The organism is Micromonospora sp. NPDC048170 (assembly GCF_040652795.1).
Classification (GTDB): Bacteria; Actinomycetota; Actinomycetes; order Mycobacteriales; family Micromonosporaceae; genus Micromonospora.
Genome location: NZ_JBEZMR010000002.1, coordinates 257,223 through 281,982 on the forward strand (window position 1 = coordinate 257,223; position 24,760 = coordinate 281,982).

Genomic DNA, 24,760 nt, shown 5'->3' on the forward strand with positions numbered 1-24,760 from the left:
CCGTCCACCGCCCGGATCGTTGTCCACATCTCGTCGTCCACAGCCTGTGGACAACTACCGTCCGCCCGTCACCCGGTTACCCACAGATTGTGGATAAACCCTGGGGACGAGCCTGTGGATGCCTGGGGACAACCGATTGGTTGTCCACCGACGACGGTCCGCCTGTGGGAAACCTGTTGAAGGTTCTGGGGATGACGCCGTGCACACGGCTTCCGTCTGTCCACAGAGCTGGGGAGAAAGTCGGTGGATTACCGGTGGATAACCGGTGGACAACGGTGGACAACCTGGGGACACCGACAGCCTGTGGATCGCGACACGAGTTGTACCCCGGGTTCTCCACAGGTAAACCACCGGTGGATATCGTGTCTGAGCTGCGAAGACGCCGGTTTTCCACAGTTTGCACAGGTGCGATGAAGATGACGAGTTATCTCTTCTAAGACAACAAAAACCAATCATCACCGTTGGACTTCCTGTGGATTGGCCGGAAGCCGTCGTCGACGGCCCACCGGCACCGGGGAAGAGCACGGGGTCGGGCGCACAGCCGATGCCCACGCGCCCTAAGGTGCGATGGGTACCCGCACGGACAGGCGGGTCGGTAGGCAGCGGTCGGCATGAGAGAGTTGTCGCTGACGTCGACGCGGAGGCATTGATGAAGTTCCGAGTGGAGCGCGACGCGCTCGCCGAGGCCGTGGCCTGGACCGCGAAGAGCCTGCCCAACCGGCCATCCGTGCCGGTGCTCGCCGGCGTGATGCTGCGGGTGACCGACGGCAACCTGCAGGTCTCGGGCTTCGACTACGAGGTCTCCAGCCAGGTCACCGTCGAGGTACAGGGAGACGCCGACGGCGCCGCCCTGGTCTCCGGTCGACTGCTCGCCGAGATCACCAAGGCGTTGCCCGCCAAGCCGGTGGACATCGCCGCCGTCGGCGCCCACCTCGAACTGGTCTGTGGCAGCGCCCGGTTCACCCTGCCCACCATGCCGGTCGAGGACTACCCGTCCCTGCCGGAGATGCCGGAGAGCGCCGGCACCATCGACGCCGCGGCCTTCGCCGCGGCAGTCGCCCAGGTCGCCATCGCCGCCGGCCGCGACGAGACGCTGCCGATGATGACCGGCGTACGCGTCGAGCTCTCCGGCGGCACCCTGGCCATGCTCGCCACTGACCGCTACCGGCTGGCCCTGCGCGAGATGGAGTGGAACCCGGACGACCCCGAGGTGAGCATCAACGCCCTCGTGCCGGCCCGGACCCTGAACGACACCGCCAAGGCGCTGGGCCCGATCGGTGGCCAGGTCACCATGGCGCTCTCCCAGGGCGCGGCCGGCGAGGGGATGATCGGCTTCGCCGGCGGCACCCGGCGCACCACCAGCCGACTGCTCGACGGGGCGAACTACCCGCCGGTGCGTTCGCTCTTCCCGGCCACCCACAACGCCGAGGCCCGGGTGCCGGTCAGCACCCTGATCGAGGTCGTCAAGCGCGTCGCCCTGGTGGCCGACCGCGCCACCCCGGTGCTGCTCAGCTTCAGCGCCGACGGCCTGGTGGTCGAGGCCGGCGGCACCGAGGAGGCGCGGGCCAGCGAGGCGATGGAGGCCACCTTCACCGGTGACCCGCTGACCATCGGCTTCAACCCGCAGTACCTGATCGACGGCCTCACCAACCTGGGGGCCCAGTTCGCCGTGCTCTCGTTCGTCGATGCCTTCAAGCCCGCGGTGATTTCGCCCTCCGGCGAGGATGGCGAGGTCATCCCCGGGTACCGGTACCTCATCATGCCGATCCGCGTCTCCCGCTGATCGCGCCCGAGAAGACCCCGACGCACGGAGGTATGAACACATGCAGCTCGGCCTGGTAGGGCTCGGCCGAATGGGCGGCAACATGCGCGAGCGGTTGCGCGCCGCAGGGCACGAGGTGGTCGGCTTCGACCACGACGCGAACCTGAGCGATGTCGCGACCCTGGCGGAGCTGGCGGAGAAGCTGGAGTCGCCCCGCGCGATCTGGGTCATGGTTCCCGCCGGCGTCACCGACGCGACCATCGACGCCCTCGCCGACGTCCTCGGCGAGGGCGACATCATCATCGACGGTGGCAACTCCCGGTTCAGCGACGACGCGCCCCGCGCCGAGCGGCTGAACGAGCGCGGCATCGGCTACCTCGACGCCGGCGTCTCCGGCGGCGTCTGGGGCCGGCAGAACGGCTACGCGCTGATGGTCGGCGGCGCCCAGGAGCACGTCGACCGGCTCATGCCGATCTTCGAGTCGCTCAAGCCGGAGGGTGAGTTCGGCTTCGTGCACGCCGGGCCGGTCGGCGCCGGGCACTACGCCAAGATGGTGCACAACGGCATCGAGTACGGCCTGATGCACGCCTACGCCGAGGGCTACGAGCTGATGGCCAAGTCCGAGCTGGTCACCAACGTGCCGGGGGTGTTCAAGTCCTGGCGTGAGGGCACGGTGGTCCGCTCCTGGCTGCTCGACCTGCTGGACAGGGCCCTCGACGAGGACCCGGAGCTCGCCGAGCTGAGCGGCTACACGGAGGACACGGGCGAGGGCCGCTGGACGGTCGACGAGGCGGTCCGGCTGGCCGTGCCGCTGAACGTGATCACCGCCTCGCTCTTCGCCCGCTTCGCCTCCCGGCAGGACGACTCGCCGGCCATGAAGGCCGTCGCCGCGCTGCGTCAGCAGTTCGGCGGCCACGCCGTTCGCAAGCGCTGACGGAATCCGCACGCCTGTGTACGTCCGCCGGCTCGAACTGGTCGACTTCCGCTCGTACGAGCGGGTCGGCGTGGACCTGGAGCCGGGTGCGAACGTCCTGACCGGCGCCAACGGTGTCGGCAAGACGAACCTGGTCGAGGCGCTGGGCTACGTGGCGACCCTGGATTCGCACCGGGTCGCCACGGACGCTCCCCTCGTCCGGATGGGCGCCTCCTCGGCGGTGATCCGCTGCGCGGTGGCGCACGAGGGGCGTGAGCTGCTGGTCGAGCTGGAGATCGTTCCGGGTAAGGCCAACCGGGCGCGGCTGGGGCGCTCGCCGGCCCGCCGGGCCCGGGACGTGCTCGGCGCGCTCCGGCTCGTGCTGTTCGCCCCGGAGGACCTGGAACTCGTCCGGGGCGACCCGGCCGAGCGCCGCCGCTACCTCGACGACCTGCTGGTCAGCCGCCAGCCCCGGTACGCCGGGGTGCGGGCCGACTACGAGCGGGTGGTCAAGCAGCGCAACGCGTTGCTGCGCACCGCGTACCTGGCCCGCAAGACGGGCGGGTCGCGGGGCGGGGACCTGTCGACCCTGGCGGTCTGGGACACGCACCTGGCCCGGCACGGCGCGGAGCTGCTCGCCGGCCGGCTGGAGCTGGTCGCCGCGCTGGGCCCGCACGTGACGAAGGCGTACGACGCGGTGGCGGCGGGCCGGGGTGCCGCCGGGATCGCGTACCGGCCGTCAGTGGAGCTGACGGAGCCCACCACCGACCGGGAGGCGCTGGTGGCGGCGCTGACCGCCGCGCTCGTCGAGTCCCGCTCCGCCGAGGTCGAGCGGGGCACCACCCTGGTCGGCCCGCACCGCGACGAGCTGGCGCTGACCCTGGGCCCGCTGCCCGCCAAGGGGTACGCCAGCCACGGCGAGTCCTGGTCGTACGCCCTGGCCCTGCGGCTGGCCGGCTACGACCTGCTCCGTTCCGACGGCATCGAGCCGGTGCTGGTGCTCGACGACGTCTTCGCCGAGCTGGACGCCGGGCGGCGCGAGCGACTGGCGGAGCTGGTCGGCGGGGCGAGCCAACTGCTGGTGACCTGCGCGGTCGACGAGGACGTGCCGGCGTCCCTGCGCGGCGCCCGGTACGCCGTGGGCGAGGGGACGGTGCGGCGTGTCGGATGAGCAGCTTCCGCCGGCCCGCCTCGGCCCCGCTCGGGGCGGCGGGACGGCCGGCGGGGACTCCGGCAGCGCGGCGAACGGCGAGGCGGCCGGGGCGAGCGGGCCGGAGCTGGCCCGGGCGGTGCTGGACGCCGCGAAGGCGCGCCGGGAGGCGGCGGCGCGCACGCGCCGGCGTACCACCGGCGACGGGGGCGGTGAGGGCGGCCAGGAGCGGCGCCTGCGTGGCTACTCCGGTCCGGGGCCGGACCCGCGCGACCCGCAGCCGCTCGGCGCGGTGCTCAACCGGCTCGTGAAGGCGCGGGGCTGGCAGCAGCCCGCGGCCGAGGCGACGGTGTTCGGCGCCTGGGAGCGGGTGGTCGGCCCGGAGGTGGCCCAGCACAGCCGGCCGGTGAAGCTGGAGGACGGCGAGCTGACCGTGGAGGCACGCTCGACCGCGTGGGCCACCCAGCTGCGGCTGCTGGCCGGCTCGCTGTTGAAGCAGATCGCCAGCGAGGTCGGCCACAACGTGGTGCGCAAGCTGCACATCCACGGTCCCGCCGCGCCGTCCTGGTCGAAGGGTCCGCGCCGGGTCCGTGGCCGCGGGCCCCGGGACACCTACGGCTGACGGTCAGCGACCCTCACGCCGGGCCTCCCGCTCGGCGCGCTTGCGTTCCCGCTGCTCGCGGCTCCACTGCTTGCGCCGTTCCAGGTCCTGCTTCCACGCCTCCCGTGCCTCGTTGGAGCCACCCTGCACGGCGCCCTGCACCTGCGGTGGGCCGGCCCAGCGCCGGAAGGCGAACGCCATCAGCCAGCCACCCTCGCCAGAGCGCTTCGGGGTGGGCTTCTCCTCGGTCATCGCCTGGCCTCCGGTACGACGGCAGCAGTTGGTATACAAACTATTGGTACACCAATCATTGGTACGCTCGCAACAACGATGAGGAGGCCCGCCCGTGACCGACCAGTTCGACGGGGATCCCCTGGCGCTGGAACAGCAGGTCTGCTTCGCGCTCTCCGTCGCCGCGCGCGGCGTCGTCGCCGTCTACCGTCCGCTGCTGGAGCCGATGGGGCTGACCCATCCGCAGTACCTGGTGATGCTCGCGCTCTGGCAGCACGCGCCGCTGTCCGTGCGGGAGCTCAGCCGCCTGCTGCAACTCGACCCGGGCACGCTGTCACCCCTGCTCAAGCGCCTGGAGGCGGCCGGCTACGTCCGGCGCGAGCGGGACTCCGCCGACGAGCGGAGCCTCGCGGTGACGCTGACCGCCACCGGCGAGGCCCTGCGGGAACGTGCCCAGCAGATCCCGCCCGCGATCGTCGAACGGCTCGGCATGCCGATGGAGGAACTGCGCCACCTGCACACCGTGCTGACCCGGGTCATCGCCGCCGCAAACCGGGCCGGGGCGGCCGGTCCCGCCACTGGGCCCCCGACGACGACCTGACGCCCACCCGACGCGGCCGGATCAGACGGCGGTGCGTCGGCGGTGGGCCGTGTGTGGCCGGCGGAGGGTCGGAACCCTCAGGCGTCGGCGTAGACGGCGAAGCCGCGGTCGGCGCAGCGCCGGTAGAAGGCGGCCAGCACGGCCAGCTCGGCGCAGGTGAAGTTCCACAGCGGCGGCTCGCCGCTGTCGTCGCGCAGCGCGTCCAGCCGGCTGTCGAGCCAGCGCAGCTGCTGCTCGGCGAGCCGGCCGTCGGCGAGCAGCGACCGCAGCACCTCACTCACCGAGTCGAAGGTCACCGCCTCGCCGTGCGCGCGGTGACCCGCGACGAACCGCTCGATGCCGCTGGCGACCCAGGCGCACCCGTCGGGGTCGATCACCGGGTCCTCGTCCTCCGCCGCCGCGTCCGTGGCGTAGAGCACACCTTCGAGGCCGAGCAGCAGATCCACCAGTTCGGTGTACGCGGTCGCCCGCACGGTGCCGGTCTTGGCGATCAGTTCGGCGAGCGCCGCGGTGGGCGCGGAGATGCGAGGCATGTCGACGATGTCGACGATGTCGCCGAAGTCGACGAATTCGGCCGGCGCGACCGGATCGTAGAAGCGGCCGGTCCGCGGCCACTGCACCGCGACGTTGTCCAGCCCCATCTGGCGTCACCTCTTCGAGAGCACGGTTGGTTCGTATCGGCTCGATCGTCCGGTTCCCGCCGGAAAAGATCAAGGCCGGGCCGACGGCGTGGCGGGGTGGCGCCTCCGGCGGCCTGACCGGCACCGACCGTCAGGCGGCGGCGCCCCCGATCGCCCCATGGCGTGTAGGGGGAGTCGCAGGCGGAGCGGTTCGGCCGGCTACGTCGGTCTCAGCCGCCTCGCAGGGGGTGCCGAGTGGTGGTTCTGTCGCCCGCGCACAGTAAGATTGACCCCGAGACGAAGACCCGGTGCGGAGCGACGAGACACGGGCCCGGATCCGGGCTCGCGATCATTGTCCACGTCGGGTCGAGCCGATCGCGATCCGCGGGCAACCGCGGCGACCGGCGCGTTCGACCCGTACCCCGGAGATTGTGCCCGGGGCCGGTCTGCGCGTCGACGTCGCGTCCTGTCCGCCGAACCCGCGCCCGACGCGCCACCAGGTGCGGACGGCGCGAGAAAGTGGCCGAGGGTGGCAGCGCAGGACAAGCAGGAGTACGGCGCCGGGTCGATCACCGTCCTCGAAGGGCTGGAGGCGGTTCGGAAGCGCCCCGGTATGTACATCGGGTCGACCGGTGAGCGCGGTCTGCACCACCTGGTGTGGGAGGTCGTCGACAACGCGGTGGACGAGGCGCTGGCCGGTCACTGCGACACCATCGACGTGGTGCTGCTCGCCGACGGCGGGGTCCGGGTCACCGACAACGGCCGGGGTTTCCCGGTCGACCTGCACCCGAAGCTGAAGAAGCCGGGTGTCGAGGTGGCGCTGACCGTGCTGCACGCGGGTGGCAAGTTCGACGGCAAGGCGTACGCCGTCTCCGGCGGTCTGCACGGCGTCGGTGTCTCCGTGGTGAACGCCCTCTCCACCAGGATGGCGGTGGAGATCCACAAGGACGGCTCCGTCTGGCGGCAGCAGTACCACAACTCCAAGCCGACCCCGCTGGACAAGGGCGAGGCGACCGACCGGACCGGCTCCGCGGTCGCCTTCTGGCCCGACCCGGACGTGTTCGAGACGGTCGACTTCGACTTCCAGACGATCTACCGGCGGATCCAGGAGATGGCCTTCCTCAACCGGGGCCTCACCATCCACCTGCTCGACGAGCGGGTCCCGGAGGGCGAGGAGGGCAAGCCGCGCGAGGTGACCTTCTGCTACAAGGGCGGCATCGCCGACTTCGTCCGGCACCTCAACGCCTCGAAGAGCCCGATCCACAAGACGGTGGTCGAGTTCGGCGCCGAGGAGGAGGGCATGTCGGTCGAGATCGCCATGCAGTGGAACGAGTCGTACGGCGAGTCGGTCTACACGTTCGCCAACACGATCAACACCCACGAGGGCGGCACCCACGAGGAGGGCTTCCGGGCCGCGCTGACCAGCGTCGTCAACCGGTACGGCGCCGAGAAGAAGCTGCTCAAGGGCGACGAGAAGCTCTCCGGTGAGGACATCCGCGAGGGCTTGGCCGCGATCATCTCGGTGAAGCTGGCCAATCCGCAGTTCGAGGGCCAGACCAAGACCAAGCTGGGCAACACCCCGGTGAAGAGCTTCGTGCAGCGGGTCTGCAACGAGTGGCTGGTCGACTGGTTCGACCGCAACCCGGCCGAGGCGAAGATCATCATTCAGAAGGCGTCCCAGGCCGCCCGGGCCCGGATCGCCGCGCAGCAGGCCCGCAAGCTGGCCCGGCGCAAGTCGTTGCTGGAGTCCGGCTCGATGCCGGGCAAGCTGGCCGACTGCCAGTCCACCGACCCGCGCGAGTCCGAGGTCTTCATCGTCGAGGGCGACTCGGCCGGCGGCTCGGCCAAGCAGGGCCGCGACCCGCGGACCCAGGCGATCCTGCCGATCCGAGGCAAGATCCTCAACGTGGAGAAGGCCCGGATCGACCGGGTGCTGAAGAACGCCGAGGTCCAGGCGCTGATCACCGCGCTGGGCACCGGCATCCACGACGACTTCGACATCGAGAAGCTGCGGTACCACAAGACCGTGCTGATGGCCGACGCCGACGTCGACGGTCAGCACATCCAGACGCTGCTGCTCACGCTGCTCTTCCGCTTCATGCGTCCGCTGGTCGAGTTGGGGCACGTCTACCTGGCCGCCCCGCCGCTCTACAAGATCAAGTGGAACAAGAAGGGCGACGACGCGCAGTACGCGTACTCGGACCGCGAGCGGGACGGCCTGATCGCGCTGCGCCAGCAGAAGAAGCCGAACGCGAAGCCGGACGACATCCAGCGCTTCAAGGGCCTCGGCGAGATGAACTACCCCGAACTGTGGGAGACCACGATGAACCCGGCGACGCGTACGCTGCGTCAGGTCACGCTCGACGACGCGGCCACCGCCGACGAGTTGTTCAGCGTGCTGATGGGTGAGGACGTCGAGGCACGCCGCTCGTTCATCCAGCGCAACGCCAAGGACGTCCGGTTCCTGGACATCTGACGGGTCTCGGCGGGCTGGCCGGTCATCCACCGGCCCGCCCGTCGATCCACAGGGTTATCCACAGCACGGCCGGTATCCACAGCCGTTATCCACAGCACGAAAACGACTCTGAGTCTGATAAGGGTTAACAGTGACCGATATCCCCGAGTCCACACCGAACGAGCCCGAGGTCCCGGAGACCGTCGCCGCCGTCGTCGCGCACGACCGCATCGAACCGGTCGGGCTCGAGGTGGAGATGCAGCGCTCCTACCTCGACTACGCGATGAGCGTCATCGTCGGGCGGGCGCTGCCGGACGTCCGGGACGGGCTCAAGCCGGTCCACCGCAAGATCCTCTACGCCATGTTCGACTCCGGCTACCGGCCGGACCGGGGCTACGTGAAGTGCTCCCGCGTGGTCGGCGACGTGATGGGTCAGTTCCACCCGCACGGCGACTCGGCGATCTACGACGCGCTGGTCCGGATGGCGCAGGCCTGGTCGCTGCGCTACCCGCTCGTCGACGGCAACGGCAACTTCGGCTCGCCGGGCAACGATCCGGCTGCCGCCATGCGCTACTGCGTCGTCGGCGATGTTCGTATCCGTACCGGCGAGGGGTCGATCCGCATCGACCAGGTCGTGGCCGACGCCGCGCCGGGCAGCGAGACGGACATCGACCTCAAGGTCCGCGACCGCAACGGCGACCTGGTCCGCGCCTCCAGGTTCTTCCATTCCGGCGAGCACGCGACGCTCCAGCTGCGCACCCGCGAGGGGTACGAGCTGACTGGCACCCACAACCACCCGGTGCTCTGCCTGGTGGACGTGGCCGGCGTGCCGACCCTGCTGTGGAAGCTGCTTGCCGAGATCTCCCCAGGAGACCGGGTGGTCCTCCAGCGCACGGTGCCGGACGAGATCGGCTACCCGATGCTGGAGCACGTCGAGGCGGCTGTCCTCGCCGGCGCCTTCGTCAGCGAAGGCTGGGTCTCGGAGGGCCGGGCGGGCTTCAACAATGTGGACCGGGAGTTCTTCGTCCGGGTCCTCGCGGCCTACGACCTGGCGGTGGGCGGCCGGCGGTACGTCAGCGAGCGCACCATCGCCTCCGGCAGCCTGCTGCACGAACTCGACATCCAGGATCTTTCCGCCCTTCGCAAGAGCCTCCTCGGTGAGTTGGTCGGGGTACGCAGCGCCGCCAAGTTCGTGCCCGAGTTCGTCTGGCAGGGGCCGGCGGCGGTCAAGCGCGCCTTCCTCCAGGCCCTCTTCGAGGGCGACGGCTCGTCCTCGCTGCTGCAGCGCAACGCCATCCAGGTCTCGTACTCGACACGCAGCGAGCGGCTCGGTCGAGAAGTCCAGCAGTTGTTGCTGGAATTCGGCGTGGTCAGCAAGCAGTGCCGTTACGACCACGGCGAGATCAAGGTCGTGGTGACCAACCGTCGTGACGCACGGATCTTCGCTGCCCATGTCGGGTTCCTCGGCCGCAAGCAGGCCAAGCTGGAATCCGAGCTTGCTTCGGTACCGGCGACCAGCACCGCGCTCTCCAGTGACCACGTGCCGCTGGTGGGCGACTTCATCCGGAAGCACGGCGCCGACCGGTGGACCGAGCGGGACTGGCTCCGCCGGCACAACGTCGACCGGATCGAGCGCTGGGAGCGGGACCGCGACGAGATCGCGGCCCGGATCACCGACGCCGAGGTGCTCGACGTGGTGGAGCCGTTGGTGGACGGCCGGTTCTACTTCGCCGAGGTCGCCAGCGTCGCCGACGCAGGGGTCCGGCCGGTCTACAGCATCCGGGTGGACACCGACGACCACTCGTTCGTCTCCGACGGATTCGTCAGTCACAACACCGAGTGCAAGCTCGACCCGCTGGCCATGGAGATGCTGCGGGACATCGACGAGGACACCGTCGACCTCCAGGACAACTACGACGGCCGGGCCAAGGAGCCCACGATCCTGCCGTCGCGGATCCCGAACCTCCTGGTCAACGGCTCCGAGGGCATCGCCGTCGGCATGGCCACCAAGATCCCGCCGCACAACCTGCGCGAGATCGGCGCGGCGGTGCAGTGGTGCCTGGAGCACCCGGAGGAGGACGAGGCCACCACCCTCGACGCGCTGCTGGAGATCGTCAAGGGGCCGGACTTCCCCACCCACGGCCTGATCGTGGGCACCCAGGCGATCCAGGACGCGTACCGCACCGGGCGCGGGTCGATCCGGATGCGGGCCGTGGTGGAGGTCGAGGAGGACAAGCGGGGCCGCCCCTGCCTGGTCGTCAGCGAGCTGCCCTACCAGGTCAACCCGGACAATCTGGCCGAGCGGATCGCCGAGCTGATCAAGGAGGGCAAGCTCGCCGGCATCGCCGACATCCGGGACGAGTCCTCCGGGCGTACCGGCATGCGGATCGTGCTCGTGCTCAAGCGCGACGCGGTCGCCAAGGTGGTGCTGAACAACCTCTACAAGCACACCCAGCTCCAGGAGACCTTCGGCGCCAACATGCTGGCGCTGGTCGACGGGGTGCCCCGCACGCTCAACCTGGCCCAGTTCATCCGCTACTACGTCGAGCACCAGATCGACGTGATTCGCCGGCGGACGGCGTTCCGGCTGCGCAAGGCGGAGGAGCGGGCGCACATCCTGCGCGGCCTGTCCAAGGCGCTGGACGCCCTCGACGAGGTGATCGCCCTGATCCGGCGCTCGCCCACTGTGGAGGACGCCCGGCAGGGCCTGATCCGGCTGCTGGAGATCGACGAGATCCAGGCGACCGCGATCCTCGACATGCAGCTGCGCCGGCTCGCCGCGCTGGAGCGGCAGCGGATCCTCGACGACCTGGCCAAGCTGGAGCTGGAGATCGCCGACCTCAAGGACATCCTCGCCAAGCCCGAGCGGCAGCGCAGGATTGTCTCCGAGGAACTGGGCGAGATCATCGCCAAGTGGGGCGACGAGCGGCGGACCAAGATCGTGCCGTTCGAGGGCGAGGTCTCCATGGAGGACCTCATCGCCCGCGAGGACGTGGTCGTCACGATCACCCGTACGGGCTACGCCAAGCGGACCAAGGTCGACCTCTACCGTTCCCAGCGGCGCGGCGGCAAGGGCGTCAGCGGGGCCACCCTACGGCAGGACGACATCGTCAGCCACTTCTTCGTATGCTCGACCCACGACTGGATGCTCTTCTTCACCAACAAGGGGCGCGTCTATCGGGCCAAGGCGTACGAGCTGCCCGAGGCCAGTAGGGTGGCCAAGGGCCAGCACGTGGCCAATCTGCTCGCATTCCAGCCCGACGAGCAGATCGCGCAGATCATCGAAATTCCGAACTACCAGGTGGCCCCTTACCTGGTACTTGCCACGAAGAACGGCCTGGTGAAGAAGACTCGGCTCGAGGAGTTCGACTCCCCCCGGTCCGGCGGCATCATCGCGATCAATCTGCGCGACGAGGACGAGCTGGTCGGGGCGGCGCTCGTCGCCCCCGAGGAGGATCTGCTGCTGGTCTCCAAGAACGCGCAGGCGATCCGGTTCAACGCGAGCGACGAGGCGCTGCGCCCGATGGGGCGGGCCACCTCGGGCGTGATCGGCATGCGCTTCAGCGAGGACGACGTCCTGCTCGCCATGGAGGTCGTCCGCGAGGGGCGGGACGTTCTGGTGGCGACGAACGGGGGATATGCGAAACGCACCCCGATCGAGGAATACCCCGTGCAGGGTCGGGGAGGTAAGGGTGTGCTGACTGCGAAGATCACCGAGCGGCGCGGTGGTCTGGTCGGCGCGGTGGTGATCGACCCGGACGACGAGCTGTTCGCGATCACCAGCAACGGTGGTGTCATCCGGACTCCGGTGAAGCCTGTACGCCGTACGCGTGACCGGAACACAATGGGGGTCAAGCTGATGGACCTTCCGGATGGCGTGACTATCGTGGCGATTGCTCGCAATGCCGACGAGCCTGACGAACAGGACTAGTTGAATGACGGAGACACAGGCGAAGTCGGGGAACACGGGGACCTCGGCCACCCCGGTCGACGAGGAGGCCGCGAAGAGCGGCACACCAGCGACCGGCCGCGCGGCCGTGGGCCGGGCGACCGTCCCCGCCGACGCGCCTGCCCCGAAATTCACCCGGGCTCCCGGAATGACACCGCCTCCGGACAAGCCCTCCGAGGGCGGTGACGCGGCGGACAGGACCGAGGCGGCGGGGGGCGACAAGCCGGCCCCCGCCGCCACACCGGCCCCTGCCGCGCCGACGACGACCCAGCCGCTGAAGATCGGTGCCGGCCAGTCGACCGGCACCACCGGGACGCAGCCGCGGGTGACGGGCACCACCGGCACTCAGCCACGGGTCACAGGGGCCACCGGCACGCAACCCCGCGTCACAGGCACCGCGAAGCCGCAGCCTGACGGCAACCGTCCGACCGGCGCCGCCCGCCCCGCCAACGGGGGTGGCCTGCCGCCGGGCATCAGTGGTGCCGCCGCCGTCGGGGCGGCCCGCGTGGGTGACGCGGTACGCGCCGCGCGTACGTCGGTCAGCTCGGCCGCGTCGCGTGGGCCCCGCCGGGCCCGGCTGAACCTCAAGCGGATCGACCCCTGGTCGGTCATGAAGTTCGCGTTCGCGGTCTCGGTGGTGCTCTTCATCGTCGTGGTGGTCGCCACCTCGGTGCTCTACCTGGCTCTCGACGCGATGGGCGTCTTCACCAGCGTCAACGACAGCCTGACCGACCTGGTCAGCGCGGGCGGCGGCCAGAGCACGAGCGGCTTCCAGATCACCGCCAAGGGCGTGATTCTCAGCTCGGCGCTGATCGGCCTGGTCAACGTCGTGCTGTTCACGGCGCTCGCCACGCTCGGGGCGTTCGTCTACAACGTCTGCGCGGACTTGGTCGGCGGCATCGAGCTGACCCTCGCCGAGCGCGACTGAACCACCTTGGAAGCCGGGGCACCGCCGAGCGCGGAGCCCCGGCTTTCGTGTGTGCCGAAGCACGTCACCGGCGCCGGAGCGGCCCGCGTGGCCCGCGTAATCGACTGGGCCGGGCGCGAAGCCTCCGGTAGGTTCAGAGGCGACGGCAACGCCCGTGCGGTCCACCCGCCCCCGATTTGGGGCCGGACGGACGGATGGGTTAACCTTGCTCGTCGCCACACGGGGCTATAGCTCAGTCGGTTAGAGCGCAGAGCTGATAACTCTGAGGTCGCTGGTTCGATTCCAGCTAGCCCCACCGCACATCGTCCGACGGTAGTCGAGCGCGAGGGGTGGGCCCCATGTTCAAGAAGCTTCTGATCCTGGCCGGAATCGTCGGTGTGGCAGCCGTGGTGGCCAGGAAGGTCAAGGCTTCCAACGACGAGCGCGCCCTGTGGCACGAGGCGACCACCGCGCCCGACCTGCGCTGATCCCGCTGGCACTGCCAGCACCGGCGGCATCGTCCGCCTCGGGGCCCTAGCTCAACTGGCAGAGCACTGCCTTTGCAAGGCAGGGGTTAGGGGTTCGAGTCCCCTGGGCTCCACTTGGCTCCCGTGCAGGTCACGGGGCGTTCTCTTCCTCTCCGTCGTCTCCGTTTGATCGACCACCCTCATTGGCGGTCAGCGAGTCGTCAGCAGTGGCCGCGAAAACCCCTCGGACAAGCCGATGAAAGTCGGCCGGCGTGTGCGTGTAGCGGTTGAGCGTGGTCGACGCCTGTTCGTGCCCCATGACCGCCTGGACGACGTTGACCGGCACTCCGCTGGAGATGAGCCAGGTGGCGTAACCGTGCCGCAGGTCGTGAAACCGCAGTCCGCCGGCCGCCTTGACCGCGACGTGCGCCACCGCGTCCCGATGGGTGGTGAACTCCGCTGACTGTTCCGTGCCTTCCTTGTCGCGCCAGGTGGCTCGGAACCGGTGCGGGCCGGTTTCCCTGACGCTGCCGAGCAGCCCGGCGCGAACGAGCGAGGGCCGCCATACCTGGCGCCGGAAGTTGCTCCGTAGCATCGGGTCGCCTGCCTGGTTGGTGAAAACGCGGTCGGTGGCGTCGGGGTTCGTCCGCCCGCGGTGGCGAATCAGCTCGGCGCGCAGGAACGGCGGCATGGGAACGGTGCGCCTGCTCTGCGCCGTCTTCGGATACGGCTTGTCGGCCGGGTGCCCGTTCACCTCGATGACGACTCGCCGCACGCTCAGCGTGGCGCCCTGGTCGTCGTCGTCCGGCAGGTCGACGTCACCCCACCGCAGACCGAGGCATTCGCCCCACCGCAGCCCGGCGCCGGCCGCCGCCGCGACGACGGGACGGTGCCATTCCGGGGTGCTCGGGAGAAGTAGCTCCGTCACCTGGTCGAGCGGCAGCGGGAGCTGTCCGCCCGCACGCTTGCGCTGTGCCGGCAGCCGGACCCCCTCGCACGGGTTGAACGCGATCAGCCGGCTACGTACTGCCGACGCGAGAATGGACGACAGCAGCGAGTGACACGACGCGACGGTGGCCGGCGACAACTCCCGTCCGATGCGCGTGACCCATTCCTGAACGGCCAGGTGGTCAATGCGGGCGACCGGCCATGAGCCCCACTGGGGCAGCAGCCGCGCCCGCAACCGCGACGTCCACGCGGCGAGCGTGGTTGCCTCCACAGACCGCGAGGCAAGCCAGCGCTCGGCGTACGTGCCGAATCGGGTCTTGCCGGCCGTGGGGTCGACGTACGTTCCCTGACTCACGGTCGTCTCCGTCGCGGCGAGGTGCGCGGCGGCTTCCTTGCGCGTGCGAAAGGTCTTGGCTTTCTGCCGGCCGGATGGGTCGCGCCAGTTGGCGCGGAAGGTGCCGGCGGGCGTCTTGACGATGTGTCCCACGGTTGTAGATCTCCTCGGTTGGTCACGGTGTGTTACTTGCAGGGGGGTTAGTTGGTGGTCTAGCTAGTAGGGCGCACAGGGGTGTGAATTCGCGTCCTGGCGGGGTTCTCGGGCGTTGTCGCTGGTGGGGTGCTAGTTGCTAGGTCGCTGGTGGGGTTGGCGATTGGTTGCTAGCGCGTCTGCTAGCGCTAGCAGGGCGGGGTGCTAGGGCTAGCACCCCGCGCGGGGACGGTCCGGCCGTTCGATCCGGTTACGGGCGGTGATTGCTGCCGGCATGGTTGGCAGACAGACGTCTAGCTCTGGCTGGAACACTGCGGCGGGTGTTCCAGTGGGGCTGTCCGGTGGGCGGGTGATGGTGGGGCTAGGCGGATAGGTGCCAGGTAGGGCGGGTGGTTGGCCGCTAGCGGGGCCGCTAGGTCTAGCGGGTGGTGGGGCTAGGCCTAGCGGCCACGGGGGCGGCTATGCGCCGTTGCGGCGTTGCTGGCGTTGCTCGGCGCGTTCGATGCGTTCCAGTTCGGCGGCTACGTCTTCGGTGCTGGCCTCGGGTAGCTCGTTGAGCCACTGGTGAAGTCGGCCCTTGGGAACGAGCCACCGGCCGCCGACCTTCTTCGCAGGGATTTCGCCGGACCGTACGAGGGCGTAGGTAGAGCCGAGGGACAGCGACAGGATCTCGGCGGTTTCGGCGACGGTGTAGACGGCGCGGGCGACGGGGGCAGTGCGGATAGTGGGGATGGTGTCTGCGTCGGTTGGGGTGGGGCGGGGTGGGAACGGGATGACCGTGCTCACGGTGCTTCCTCCTGGGGTAGCGGTAGCGGCTGTCGTGGGTCGGTTCGTGCTGTAGGGGCGGAGTTCTGGCGGGCGGTGGTGGTGGCCGCGACCCGCGACTAGGGGCTGTCGGTGCTGGCCAGGCGGGTCGCGGGGTGGGTCGCGGCGGCGCGACCGGTCGCGGGTGGGCCGCGACCTGGTGGCCGCGTTGGCCTTGCTGGCTTAGGGGCTTTTTAGCGGCTCTGTTCGGGTGCGGTCGGCGAGGTGCGGCGCTGTCTGCGGGGAGGGCCGAAACCATCTCGGCATCTCGGCATCTCGGCAAAGGTGCCGTTGACCTGGGTAAATGTCTGCCGAGATCTTGTCCGGGGTTGAGGGTCGATCTCGGCAAACGGTCTCCATCTCGGCAGGATGTTGCCGAGATGCCGAGATGCCGAGATGGAGGTTTGCCGATGGTTTTGATCTCGGCAGGTTGTTTTCGCTGGTGGAAGGTCGTTTCTGCCGAGATGCCGAGATGCCGAGATGGTTCGGCGGGTTGCCGGGGTGGCGGGCCGGCGGGAGGGGCCGGGAAGCGTTGACACGCTGACAATCGGCGTTCGGTGCGGCGTTATCGCAGGTGGGATGGGGTGTGAAGGTGTCAACGGGGGGCGTTGACAGGCGTTGACAGGCGTTGACACTCGGGCCGGCGACAGGGGTGCTGTCAGCGCTGTCAACGCCTGTCAACGCGGGCCGTTGACAGCACCTCGGGCGGCGTGACCTGCGAAAACGTCCCCATGGAAGGCGATTGTCAGCGTGTCAACGCTTCCCGGCCCTCTCTCCGCTTGTCGAGAGCCGCCAGGGGTCGCGTCCGGGCGGCGCGGTGCGCTGTTGCGGCGGGGGCGAAATCATCTCCGCATCTCCGCATCTCCGCAGACAAGGTCCTGAACAGGGAGAACCCTTGCGGAGATTGAGTAGCCAGTCAGGGCCTCATCTCCGCAAACGCCGGTCATCTCCGCACTACAAGCAAGACCCTGCGGAGATGCGGAGATCGGTCTTCACCGATGGGAAGATCTCCGCAGACTGTTTTCCCTGGTCAGGGCGGGGCTTTGCGGAGATGCGGAGATGCGGAGATGGTTTCGGGGTTTCCGGTCCTCACCAGCGGCCAGCCAAGGCCAGGGGGTGAGCCGGTAGCCGTGCGCGTGGGGCCGGTTCACGATCCGGCTTGACGCTGCGGTGACGCCGGTCAAGCGTGCTGGTGTCGACGCCGGTCCGGGTGGGTTCAAAACCGGCTGAAACACTCTGGGGCGGTCCGGGCTGGTCACCATCCCCTGATGTTTCAGCAAGGAAAGGCCAGCCCACGACGGTCGGAGACCCGGGCACGAAGATCAGTCGCGCCGAGTCTGGAAGTGAGTCCGGCGAAGCCGGGCCTATCAGCTCTTCGCCCCGCGCGGACCGCCGGTCACGGCGTCGCCGTGCCCGCACCATCACCCGGGGTTCTCGCCGTGAGGACCCAGGTACACGCGGGCCGCCGCGCACGCCAGCACGGCGGCCCAATGGAGTTGTCAACGAACAAGCGCCCGAGAGCGCGTCGGGGTCGCGCCGTTACGCCACAGCCGCCAGGCGCGACACCAACTCGGCCAGCCGCTCAACCTCAGCCCGCAGCGACTTCAGCTCAGCCGTCACCGTGCCGGGCTTCGGCACGGCCACCGGCACCGTCCCGGCGTCCGGCGGCAGGTCGAACACCTCAGCCAACAGTCCGAAGTAGAACGAGGTCGGGCGACTGTGCCCGTTTTCCCACCGGGACAACGCCTTGATGACCGAGCCCTCAGCCGGCAGCGTCACACCCTGCCGGCGGGCCGCCGCCGCCAGGCGCCGCAGCACGTCACGCTGCGACCACCCACGCTCGAACCGCATCCGCTTCCACCGCGTCTCCATCACGCCACCACCGCGAACGCCACGGACTCACCCGCACGGCGCGGCAGCACCCGCCCGGCCAGCTCAATCAAGCCGGCCCGGGACACCTCCACCACGCCGTTGAGGCAGTTGTCGCAGCGACCGAAGCTGAACCCGTCGCACTCCGGGCACGGAGCCCACAGCGACGCCGCGTGCGTGGCGACGCACGCCGACGACTGGCACCACCGCGTCTCGCAGTACAGGCACACACCAGCGCCGTTCAGCCGCGACGGCCGGTACTGCGCCGCCAGAGCAGCCAACGCGCGACTGTCCATCGATGGCGCTACCGGGATACGCTTGACCTGCATCTTCTAGGTCCTCTCCAAGGGCGGATAGATGCACCGGCCTCGGTGGGTGGCAGCCCACCGGGGCCTTGTTCATCCCCCTCAACATGTCCAGTTCAGGGGGCTGGTGTGAGGTAGACAACCATGAGCGCCAGGGGGTGTCAACCCCCCTCAACACAGAGTGTGAGTCCGGTGGACGTTCCCTGGCTCGTTTGCCCCGGTCGACGGGCTTACACTGTGGTTACCCCCCTTGACGCGACGGGAGTTGACCAGTGGACGACCCAACGGCGGTCGCTGGCATCGGAGATGCCCGCGAGCGAGCTCTTGCCGCCCATCGACTTATCGACCACTATCAAGCAGCCATCGGGGAGCTTTCCCGCTTACGTCGCGAGAGCCTTGAAGATCTTCTTGCGGGCGGAATGACTCAGACGCAGATTGCGCACTTGCTAGACATGTCTCGGTCTCGCGTCTCGCAGCTACTTTCGGCCGGAGTGCGTCCCGAACGCGCATTTCTCGGAACTGGCCGTCTGACTGTCGCTATCGGTGGGAAGCAGGAAGTCGGGCGACATGATCCGGGTGATGTCATCAGCGCCGAAAGTTTCAAAGCCTATAACCTTCTTGCTGACCTAGCTCGGTCGGTTGGCCTAGACGCCTCGTGCGAAGTTGTGCCGCCGCCTGGTCATGTGCATCTCAACAGGCCAAACCTTATTGTCATGACATCTCCTCGCCTCCTGCCGTTCCTTGGGCAGATCATGGAGGCGGATCCCCACCTACGATTTAAGGTCGATGACAGCGGCTGGTTTTTGTCGACTGCTGATGGCTCCCAAGAGTTCCGCTCTCCGCGTGATAACGGCGAGAACTTCGATTACGCATATCTGGGCCGGCTCCCGCGTCCGGACGGCAAGGGAACCTTCCTGTACATGGCTGGCATCCACGCCCAGGGCACGTTGGGAGCCGCTCAATACCTCGCCGAGAGCCTGCCGATGCTGTATAAGGATTTCAAGACGCACCGCTTCTCGGTTGTTATCAAAGCCGAGTTCAACCGGCAGGGTGTCCAGAGCGTCGGGCAGGCAACTCCCATCTACAGGCACGAGGTAGTGAAATGATTGTCGACGCGGTTTCGGACCCGGCTAAGCCGGGTGCGGAAAACGAGGATTGGTTTTCCGCTTCCTCTCGCCTCGTTGTCGTGCTCGATGGTGCCACTGCTCGCACAGATACGGGATGCGTGCACGGCGTCTCGTGGTATGCCGCTCATCTAGGTGCTGCCATCTCGGCGTATGCAGAAGATGTGGCCCGCGCTCTACCGGACGCCCTTTCTCTTGCTATTAAGGCTGTTGCCGGCGAGCATCCTAGCTGTGATTTGCAAAGTGCGGGAACACCCTCGTCTGCTGTCGCTATCCTGAGGGCCAATGGGGAGGTTGTTGAGTACCTCGCCCTTGGCGATATTAGTCTCGTATTCGACTGCGGTGACCGCCTAGAAGTAATAACGGATGATCGGGTTGAAGGTACGGCCGGCGTGGAACGCGCCGAAGCTGACAAGTACCCGATTGGCTCGCAGCAGAAGAACGATGCGATGGTCCGTATGAAGCACGCGGAGTTGGCAGCCCGCAATATGCCGGGGGGATTTTGGGTCGCTGCGGCGGATCCCACCGTCGCGCGGGAGGCACTGACCGGAGCTTTTCCTCTGCGTGGTCTTCGCAGGTGTGCCGTCCTGACTGATGGCGCGGCGCGTCTCGTTCGCATGTTCGACCTCTTGACCTGGTCGAGCCTTCTAGACCTACTCGCGGAGTCCGGTCCTGCCGAAGTGGTCAGCCGTGTTCGAGCGATTGAGGCGAAGGACCCAGAGGGCCACAGGTGGCCGCGCAACAAGCGCAGTGACGACGCAACCGTGGTCTACATGACGCCGGCCTAGTGCTGAGCCGGGGCAGGCAGGGTCACCCTGCCTGCCCCGCAGGTAACTAGGCGAAGAACATTGCCGCCAAGGTGGCGGCAGCAGCCACCAGCGTCGACACCGCCGTGATCAGGGCGGTTACAGCTGTGAGGTAGCCGATCCGGCGTGTGTGCTGGTCCTCGCTCTGCTTGGCCCGTTCACGCCGGGTTGCTAACGTGGGCACTTGGTCTCCTTACCTGGTTCGTGGCTGCGGATCAACACGGAGGTTCATGGCGGCACCCGTTCCTAGGCGGGTGCCGCTCCGTGTCTCTAGAGGTTGTACACGGGCATCTGACAGTCCTGTTGCTCGGGCTGCGTCCAAACTCCAGCCGTGTAGTTCCTCCGCTGAAGATGAAAGCACTCCGTTGGGCAGGTGCTCAACCACGTCGGTGGACGAACCTCGGGACAACCTGTGGACGACGGTAGGCAATCAAGCGCGTTACATGTGGATAGCCTGTGCATAAAGTCTGGCTGCGTTTCTCTACAGGGCTGCTGAGCTGTGGTTTTGGCTTCCACATCTTGTGGATAGAAGTTTTTTGCTAGTTGTGGACAACAAATTTTGGATCGCAATACATTGCGGCGGTTAATTCCCCGTAGTGAGCCGCCCAAGCCCTCTGTCGGAGGGGTGTGATAGAGGCCCGCATCGTCAGCGCAAAGTCAGCGAAAGCTACGACACCCGCTGCGAGTCAGTGGCAACGGACGACGGGCGCTGAGCCAAGGACGACGAGGGATGCCACTCGTCGACGAGGCTCAACGCCCGTCATCCGCCTTTGCAAGGCAGGGGTTAGGGGTTCGAGTCCCCTGGGCTCCACCAATATCGCCTCTGACCAGGCGATTCTTCCTCGCAAGATCAACGGGCCCAAGCCGGGCACAGGTCAGTCATGATCTTGCGGCCGGATGGTCGCCTAGGTGGCGCGTTCCGCTGCTGAGCTCACGACCGAGCCAACGACGCCGCTGGGCCGGTCTCGCTTCGGCAGCCAGTGCACGTACGTCTCCAACGTGATGCGCAACGTCCTGTGCCGAAGCAGACGCTGCACCCTCCTGCGGCTCGACGTGGTTGGTGATCAGCGTCGTGGCGAAGAAGCGCCGTAGTGCGTGGACCGAGCTGGCGAGCCGGGTTGCTCAGCCTTGAGACTCGATGGTGGCGAGCAGGTCGGTAACTCGGGTCTTGATGTCGTCGCGGATCTGACGGACGACGTCGAGGGGTTGGCCGGCGGGGTCGGTGAGCTTCCAGTCCTCGTAGCGCTTGCCGGGGAAGACGGGGCAGGCATCGCCGCAGCCCATGGTGACGATGACATCGGTGGCTTCGGCGGCATCCCAGGTGAGCCGGGCCGGAATCTGACCGGTGATGTCGATACCCACCTCGCGCATCGCCTCGATGGCCACGGCGTTGATCTGGTCGGCCGGTTCGGACCCGGCGGAGCGGACCTCGACGGTGTCGCCAGCGAGGTGGCGGAGCCAGCCGGCGGCCATCTGGGAGCGGCCGGCGTTGTGGACGCAGACGAACAGGATGCTGGGCTTGTCGCTCATCGGTGATGTTCTTCCTGTCAGGTAATGATCGGGCTGCGGCGTTCGATGAGGGTGACGTCGCGCCAGATGCCGTGGTGACGGCCGACGCGTTCGCGGGTGCCGACGGTGCGGAAGCCGCAGGCGGTGTGTAGGGCGAGGCTGGCGGTGTTCTCTGGAAAGACGCCGGATTGGATGGTCCAGACGCCGGCCTGCTCGGTCGAGGCGATCAGGGCGTCGAGCAGGAGGCGGCCGATTCCTTGGCTGTGGGCGTCGGGGTGGACGTAGACGGAGTGCTCGACCACCCCGGTGTAGACGCACCGGTCGGAGACGGCGGAGCAGGCGACCCAGCCGAGGACCCGGCCGGTGGGGTCGACGGCCACCCAGCGGTGACCGGGTAGCCGACTGGCGGTGAAGTGCCCCCAGGTTGGCGGTTCGGTTTCGAACGTGGCATTGCCGGTGGCGATGCCGAGCCGGTAGATGTCCAGCACCGCGTCGGCGTGCTGGTCACCCATGGCGACGATGGTGACGCCGCTGGTGGGGGCGGTCATCGGTTCTCCTGGGCGAGGTGCGGCACGACGACGGAGTCGGCGGAGTCGGCGGCGTGGGGGTACCAGGCGGCGAGGGCGGCGACGGCGACCGGTCCGCCGACGAGTTGGGCGGCGACGAAGCCGGGCACCGACGCCGGGGCGATGCCGGTGAAGGCCCGGCCGATGGTAACGGCGGGTTTGGCGACCATCTGGACGGGTGTCAAGCCCAGCAGGTGGAGCATCATGGGCGTGTCGCGCTGGTGGTGGCCGCGTCGTTGGCGGGGAACAGGCGTTGGCGCAGGGCGAGGCTGACGTAGACCAGGGCGACGAGGACGGGCACTTCGATGAGTGGGCCGACTACGCCGGCGAGGGCTTGGCCGGAGGTGACGCCGAAGGTGCCGATGGCCACAGCGATGGCGAGTTCGAAGTTGTTGCCGGCGGAGGTGAAGGCGAGAGTGGTGGTGCGCTGGTAGTTCAGGCCGATGCCGCGGCCGAGGGCGTAGGAGCCGGCCCACATGATGGCGAAGTAGGCCAGGAGTGGCAGGGCGATGCGGGCCACGTCCCATGGTTGGGAGGTGATGGCGTCGCCTTGCAGGGCGAAGAGGATCACGATGGTGAACAGCAGGCCGTAGAGCGCGACCGGTCCGATCTTGGGTAGGAACGCGGATTCATACCAGGCGCGGCCTTTGGTGCGTTCGCCGAGCCGGCGGGTGAGGTAGCCGGCCAGCAGCGGGACACCGAGGAAGATCAGGACGTTGCGGGCGATGTCCCAGCCGGAGATGTCGAGGTGCGCACCGGGCAGGTGCAGCCAGTTCGGCAGCACGGTGAGGTAGAACCAGCCGAGTAGGCCGAAGGCGAGGACCTGGAACACGGAGTTGAGTGCGACCAGGACGGCGGCGGCTTCGCGGTCGCCGCAGGCGAGGTCGTTCCAGATGATGACCATGGCGATGCAGCGGGCGAGCCCGACGATGATCAGGCCGGTGCGGTATTCGGGCTGGTCGGCCAGGAAGATCCAGGCGAGGGCGAACATGACGGCGGGGCCCAGGATCCAGTTGAGGATCAGCGAGGAGATCAGCAGCCGGCGGTCGCTGGTGACAGTGTCGAGCCGGTCGTAGCGGACTTTCGCCAGAACCGGATACATCATGACGAGGAGTCCGAAGGCGATCGGCAGGGAGATGCCGCCGATCTTCACCGCGTCCAGGGCGCTGTTCAGCCCGGGGACGAGGCGGCCGAGCAGCAGGCCGGCGACCATGGCCAGGCCGATCCAGGCGGGCAGCAGCCGGTCCAAGCGGGACAGCCGGGCGACCACCGCTTGGGGTGGGGACGTGGTGTCGGCGGCGGTCATCAGCACTCCCGGAGGGATTCGGTGTTGGTGCGGGCGCGGGTGGCCAGCGAGGTGAGACGGGCGGCGGCCTCGATCGCGTTGGGCAGCAGCCGGTAGTAGGTGAACCGGCCGCGTGGTTCGGCGGCCACCAGGCCCGCGTCGCGCAGTAACGCAGGTGGTTGGAGACGTTGGGCTGTTTCGTGCCGGTGTCCGCGACGAGGTGGCAGGTGCAGGGCGACTCTCACGCTGCGGTGTCGGCGGCCGGGGCGGTGGAGATGTCCAGCAGTGCGCCGAGTTGCCGAAACGCCTCCGGGCGGACCCGGTACCACACCCAGGTGCCGCGTCGGTCGGAGTCGACCAGACCAGCCTCGCGCAGCACCTTGAGATGGTGGGAGATGGTCGGCCCGGACAGGTCGAACGCCGGGGTCAGATCGCAGACGCAGATTTCCGGCACCGAGGCGATCATCGACATCAGCCGCAGCCGAACCGGGTCGCCCAGGGCCTTGAACATCGGCGCGACCACCGCTGCTTGATCGGCATCCAGCGGGCGGACCGCGATCGGGGAACAGCAGGCCACGGCTTGGAGGTCCACCACCGGCAGCGCTTGTTTCGACATAACTCTAGCTTGACAGACCTCGAAACAGGGGGCAACGTAGGTGCTGCTTCGAAAAACATCTAGGCAGGGGTGAAGTGATGCTCAAGCTGTTCTCCCGTCGTCGCAACACCCACGTCCGAGACGTGATGCTCTGCGAGTCGTGCGGGCAGGTCTGCACCGCGGATTGCCACGCCGGCGCCCGCTACGAGCGCACCCGCACCACCGCTCTCACCAGCTACCACATCCGCTAAATCCGTCAGGAGGGAACGAACCATGTCCCGCGTCCAGCTCGCCCTGCGTGTATCCGACCTCGAAGGCTCCATCGCCTTCTACTCGAAGCTGTTCGACGCCGAGCCGGCCAAGCGCCGCCCCGGCTACGCCAACTTCGCCATCGAGAACCCACCCCTGAAGCTCGTGCTCCTCGAAGGCGAGGCCGACCAGCCCACCGTCATGGACCACCTGGGCGTCGAGGTGTTCAGCACCGACGAGGTCAACGCCGCCACCAAGCGCCTCACCGACTCCGGCCTGATCACCCTCGAAGAGAACAGCACCGAATGCTGCTACGCCCTCCAGGACAAGGTCTGGGTACGCGGCCCCGGCAACGAGCCCTGGGAGGTCTACACCGTCAAGGCCGACTCCAGCCAACTGGAAAAGGTCGCCGCGGATGCCTGCTGCACCCCGGACGCCGCGAAGGAACCAACCGTGACGGGTGCCGCGAACTGCTGCTGACGGCGCAGCGACGAGATGCAGACCAACCCGCCCGCAACGCCTGGCTTCCGCATGGAGTGGGAGTCAGGCGGCGGGCG

The 24,760-nt window shown here is 68.4% G+C and carries 25 protein-coding genes, 2 tRNA genes and 1 pseudogene; 15 read left to right on the top strand and 13 right to left on the bottom strand.

All coding sequences use genetic code 11. The annotated features are described in order from the left end of the window. Positions 1–649 precede the first annotated feature (649 nt). From dnaN to AB0D32_RS04725, 4 genes are read left to right on the top strand one after another with little or no spacing between them, the layout of a single operon-like run. Positions 650–1,783: a DNA polymerase III subunit beta gene (gene dnaN / locus AB0D32_RS04710; protein ID WP_357084912.1), complete on the top strand. Its 1,134-nt coding sequence runs from the start codon at positions 650–652 to the stop codon at positions 1,781–1,783. A 40-nt stretch (positions 1,784–1,823) separates the two neighbouring features. Then, positions 1,824–2,696, top strand: a complete 873-nt coding sequence (gene gnd / locus AB0D32_RS04715; protein ID WP_357084915.1) for a phosphogluconate dehydrogenase (NAD(+)-dependent, decarboxylating) — start codon at positions 1,824–1,826, stop codon at positions 2,694–2,696. A 16-nt stretch (positions 2,697–2,712) separates the two neighbouring features. Beyond that, positions 2,713–3,846, top strand: a complete 1,134-nt coding sequence (gene recF / locus AB0D32_RS04720) for a DNA replication/repair protein RecF (protein WP_357084918.1) — start codon at positions 2,713–2,715, stop codon at positions 3,844–3,846. Next, positions 3,836–4,447 (top strand): DciA family protein, encoded by a 612-nt coding sequence (locus AB0D32_RS04725; RefSeq protein ID WP_357084921.1) that lies wholly within the window; start codon positions 3,836–3,838, stop codon positions 4,445–4,447. The genes recF and AB0D32_RS04725 overlap by 11 nt, the downstream gene beginning before the upstream one ends. Positions 4,448–4,450: 3 nt before the next feature. On the opposite strand, the gene AB0D32_RS04730 is transcribed toward AB0D32_RS04725, so the two are convergent. After that, positions 4,451–4,678 (bottom strand): hypothetical protein, encoded by a 228-nt coding sequence (locus AB0D32_RS04730; protein WP_357084924.1) that lies wholly within the window; start codon positions 4,676–4,678, stop codon positions 4,451–4,453. 94 nt (positions 4,679–4,772) lie between these two features. On the opposite strand from AB0D32_RS04730, the gene AB0D32_RS04735 reads away from it, so the two are divergent. Next, a complete protein-coding gene (locus AB0D32_RS04735; RefSeq protein ID WP_357084927.1) occupies positions 4,773–5,258 on the top strand; it encodes a MarR family transcriptional regulator in 486 nt (161 codons plus the stop codon). Positions 5,259–5,335: 77 nt separating this feature from the next. Here the strand turns inward: AB0D32_RS04735 and AB0D32_RS04740 are convergent, their stop codons facing one another. After that, positions 5,336–5,899 (bottom strand): hypothetical protein, encoded by a 564-nt coding sequence (locus tag AB0D32_RS04740; protein WP_357084930.1) that lies wholly within the window; start codon positions 5,897–5,899, stop codon positions 5,336–5,338. A gap of 508 nt (positions 5,900–6,407) precedes the next feature. On the opposite strand from AB0D32_RS04740, the gene gyrB reads away from it, so the two are divergent. The 6 genes from gyrB to AB0D32_RS04770 all read left to right on the top strand — a co-directional run bounded on the left by gyrB (position 6,408) and on the right by AB0D32_RS04770 (position 13,790). Further along, positions 6,408–8,354: a DNA topoisomerase (ATP-hydrolyzing) subunit B gene (gene gyrB / locus AB0D32_RS04745; protein ID WP_357084933.1), complete on the top strand. Its 1,947-nt coding sequence runs from the start codon at positions 6,408–6,410 to the stop codon at positions 8,352–8,354. A gap of 130 nt (positions 8,355–8,484) precedes the next feature. Continuing rightward, positions 8,485–12,264: an intein-containing DNA gyrase subunit A gene (gene gyrA, locus AB0D32_RS04750; protein ID WP_357084936.1), complete on the top strand. Its 3,780-nt coding sequence runs from the start codon at positions 8,485–8,487 to the stop codon at positions 12,262–12,264. A 4-nt stretch (positions 12,265–12,268) separates the two neighbouring features. Next, entirely contained in the window at positions 12,269–13,210 is a 942-nt protein-coding gene (locus AB0D32_RS04755) for a DUF3566 domain-containing protein (protein ID WP_357084939.1), read from the top strand. Positions 13,211–13,431: 221 nt separating this feature from the next. Beyond that, positions 13,432–13,505: transfer RNA gene (locus AB0D32_RS04760), tRNA-Ile, on the top strand. 43 nt (positions 13,506–13,548) lie between these two features. After that, positions 13,549–13,677: a DLW-39 family protein gene (locus tag AB0D32_RS04765; RefSeq protein ID WP_231920970.1), complete on the top strand. Its 129-nt coding sequence runs from the start codon at positions 13,549–13,551 to the stop codon at positions 13,675–13,677. Positions 13,678–13,717: 40 nt separating this feature from the next. Next, a tRNA-Ala gene (locus AB0D32_RS04770) sits at positions 13,718–13,790 on the top strand. Between the two features lie 17 nt (positions 13,791–13,807). Here AB0D32_RS04770 and AB0D32_RS04775 read toward each other — a convergent pair. From AB0D32_RS04775 to AB0D32_RS04790, 4 genes are all read right to left on the bottom strand, one after another. Beyond that, positions 13,808–15,091 (bottom strand): site-specific integrase, encoded by a 1,284-nt coding sequence (locus AB0D32_RS04775; RefSeq protein WP_357084942.1) that lies wholly within the window; start codon positions 15,089–15,091, stop codon positions 13,808–13,810. A 459-nt stretch (positions 15,092–15,550) separates the two neighbouring features. Next, complete coding sequence (locus tag AB0D32_RS04780) at positions 15,551–15,877, bottom strand: helix-turn-helix domain-containing protein (protein ID WP_357084945.1); 327 nt, start codon at positions 15,875–15,877, stop codon at positions 15,551–15,553. A gap of 1,557 nt (positions 15,878–17,434) precedes the next feature. After that, a complete protein-coding gene (locus tag AB0D32_RS04785) occupies positions 17,435–17,767 on the bottom strand; it encodes a helix-turn-helix transcriptional regulator (RefSeq protein ID WP_357084948.1) in 333 nt (110 codons plus the stop codon). Next, a complete protein-coding gene (locus AB0D32_RS04790) occupies positions 17,767–18,045 on the bottom strand; it encodes a hypothetical protein (RefSeq protein WP_357084951.1) in 279 nt (92 codons plus the stop codon). The genes AB0D32_RS04785 and AB0D32_RS04790 overlap by 1 nt, the downstream gene beginning before the upstream one ends. Positions 18,046–18,341: 296 nt before the next feature. Here AB0D32_RS04790 and AB0D32_RS04795 point away from each other — a divergent pair, with 296 nt between their 5' ends. Both AB0D32_RS04795 and AB0D32_RS04800 read left to right on the top strand, forming a co-directional pair. Next, positions 18,342–19,175, top strand: a complete 834-nt coding sequence (locus AB0D32_RS04795; protein ID WP_357084954.1) for a sigma-70 family RNA polymerase sigma factor — start codon at positions 18,342–18,344, stop codon at positions 19,173–19,175. Next, the gene (locus AB0D32_RS04800) at positions 19,172–19,981 is read left to right on the top strand and encodes a hypothetical protein (RefSeq protein ID WP_357084957.1); all 810 of its coding nucleotides are present in this window, start codon (positions 19,172–19,174) and stop codon (positions 19,979–19,981) included. Before AB0D32_RS04795 ends, AB0D32_RS04800 begins: the two co-directional genes overlap by 4 nt. 46 nt (positions 19,982–20,027) lie before the next feature. On the opposite strand, the gene AB0D32_RS04805 is transcribed toward AB0D32_RS04800, so the two are convergent. The 7 genes and pseudogenes from AB0D32_RS04805 to AB0D32_RS04835 all read right to left on the bottom strand — a co-directional run bounded on the left by AB0D32_RS04805 (position 20,028) and on the right by AB0D32_RS04835 (position 23,975). Further along, a complete protein-coding gene (locus tag AB0D32_RS04805; protein ID WP_357084959.1) occupies positions 20,028–20,183 on the bottom strand; it encodes a hypothetical protein in 156 nt (51 codons plus the stop codon). 938 nt (positions 20,184–21,121) lie between these two features. After that, positions 21,122–21,529: an arsenate reductase ArsC gene (locus AB0D32_RS04810; protein WP_357084966.1), complete on the bottom strand. Its 408-nt coding sequence runs from the start codon at positions 21,527–21,529 to the stop codon at positions 21,122–21,124. A 17-nt stretch (positions 21,530–21,546) separates the two neighbouring features. Then, positions 21,547–22,056, bottom strand: a complete 510-nt coding sequence (locus tag AB0D32_RS04815; RefSeq protein WP_357084969.1) for an N-acetyltransferase family protein — start codon at positions 22,054–22,056, stop codon at positions 21,547–21,549. Positions 22,057–22,076: 20 nt separating this feature from the next. Next, a pseudogene (locus AB0D32_RS04820) lies at positions 22,077–22,238 on the bottom strand (phosphatase); the annotation flags it as partial. Between the two features lie 38 nt (positions 22,239–22,276). Next, entirely contained in the window at positions 22,277–23,380 is a 1,104-nt protein-coding gene (gene arsB, locus AB0D32_RS04825; RefSeq protein WP_357084972.1) for an ACR3 family arsenite efflux transporter, read from the bottom strand. Next, positions 23,380–23,508, bottom strand: coding sequence for a hypothetical protein (locus AB0D32_RS04830; RefSeq protein ID WP_357084975.1), 129 nt, complete (start codon positions 23,506–23,508; stop codon positions 23,380–23,382). The genes arsB and AB0D32_RS04830 overlap by 1 nt, the downstream gene beginning before the upstream one ends. A gap of 92 nt (positions 23,509–23,600) precedes the next feature. After that, positions 23,601–23,975, bottom strand: coding sequence for a metalloregulator ArsR/SmtB family transcription factor (locus AB0D32_RS04835; RefSeq protein ID WP_357084978.1), 375 nt, complete (start codon positions 23,973–23,975; stop codon positions 23,601–23,603). A gap of 77 nt (positions 23,976–24,052) precedes the next feature. Here AB0D32_RS04835 and AB0D32_RS04840 point away from each other — a divergent pair, with 77 nt between their 5' ends. Both AB0D32_RS04840 and AB0D32_RS04845 read left to right on the top strand, forming a co-directional pair. Then, positions 24,053–24,205, top strand: a complete 153-nt coding sequence (locus AB0D32_RS04840; protein ID WP_357084981.1) for a hypothetical protein — start codon at positions 24,053–24,055, stop codon at positions 24,203–24,205. Positions 24,206–24,227: 22 nt separating this feature from the next. Then, positions 24,228–24,683, top strand: coding sequence for an ArsI/CadI family heavy metal resistance metalloenzyme (locus tag AB0D32_RS04845; protein WP_357084984.1), 456 nt, complete (start codon positions 24,228–24,230; stop codon positions 24,681–24,683). Positions 24,684–24,760 lie beyond the last annotated feature (77 nt).

What these genes read in the sequence shown, in the direction of transcription:
- AB0D32_RS04730 (WP_357084924.1), bottom strand. Translation starts at nt 4,678, where the DNA reads ATGACCGAGGAGAAGCCCACCCCGAAGCGCTCTGGCGAGGGTGGCTGG.
- gnd (WP_357084915.1), top strand. Translation starts at nt 1,824, where the DNA reads ATGCAGCTCGGCCTGGTAGGGCTCGGCCGAATGGGCGGCAACATGCGC.
- AB0D32_RS04845 (WP_357084984.1), top strand. Translation starts at nt 24,228, where the DNA reads ATGTCCCGCGTCCAGCTCGCCCTGCGTGTATCCGACCTCGAAGGCTCC.
- arsB (WP_357084972.1), bottom strand. Translation starts at nt 23,380, where the DNA reads ATGACCGCCGCCGACACCACGTCCCCACCCCAAGCGGTGGTCGCCCGG.
- AB0D32_RS04800 (WP_357084957.1), top strand. Translation starts at nt 19,172, where the DNA reads ATGATTGTCGACGCGGTTTCGGACCCGGCTAAGCCGGGTGCGGAAAAC.
- AB0D32_RS04755 (WP_357084939.1), top strand. Translation starts at nt 12,269, where the DNA reads ATGACGGAGACACAGGCGAAGTCGGGGAACACGGGGACCTCGGCCACC.
- AB0D32_RS04765 (WP_231920970.1), top strand. Translation starts at nt 13,549, where the DNA reads ATGTTCAAGAAGCTTCTGATCCTGGCCGGAATCGTCGGTGTGGCAGCC.
- AB0D32_RS04740 (WP_357084930.1), bottom strand. Translation starts at nt 5,899, where the DNA reads ATGGGGCTGGACAACGTCGCGGTGCAGTGGCCGCGGACCGGCCGCTTC.
- AB0D32_RS04840 (WP_357084981.1), top strand. Translation starts at nt 24,053, where the DNA reads ATGCTCAAGCTGTTCTCCCGTCGTCGCAACACCCACGTCCGAGACGTG.
- AB0D32_RS04815 (WP_357084969.1), bottom strand. Translation starts at nt 22,056, where the DNA reads ATGACCGCCCCCACCAGCGGCGTCACCATCGTCGCCATGGGTGACCAG.
- AB0D32_RS04785 (WP_357084948.1), bottom strand. Translation starts at nt 17,767, where the DNA reads ATGGAGACGCGGTGGAAGCGGATGCGGTTCGAGCGTGGGTGGTCGCAG.
- dnaN (WP_357084912.1), top strand. Translation starts at nt 650, where the DNA reads ATGAAGTTCCGAGTGGAGCGCGACGCGCTCGCCGAGGCCGTGGCCTGG.
- AB0D32_RS04810 (WP_357084966.1), bottom strand. Translation starts at nt 21,529, where the DNA reads ATGAGCGACAAGCCCAGCATCCTGTTCGTCTGCGTCCACAACGCCGGC.
- AB0D32_RS04835 (WP_357084978.1), bottom strand. Translation starts at nt 23,975, where the DNA reads ATGTCGAAACAAGCGCTGCCGGTGGTGGACCTCCAAGCCGTGGCCTGC.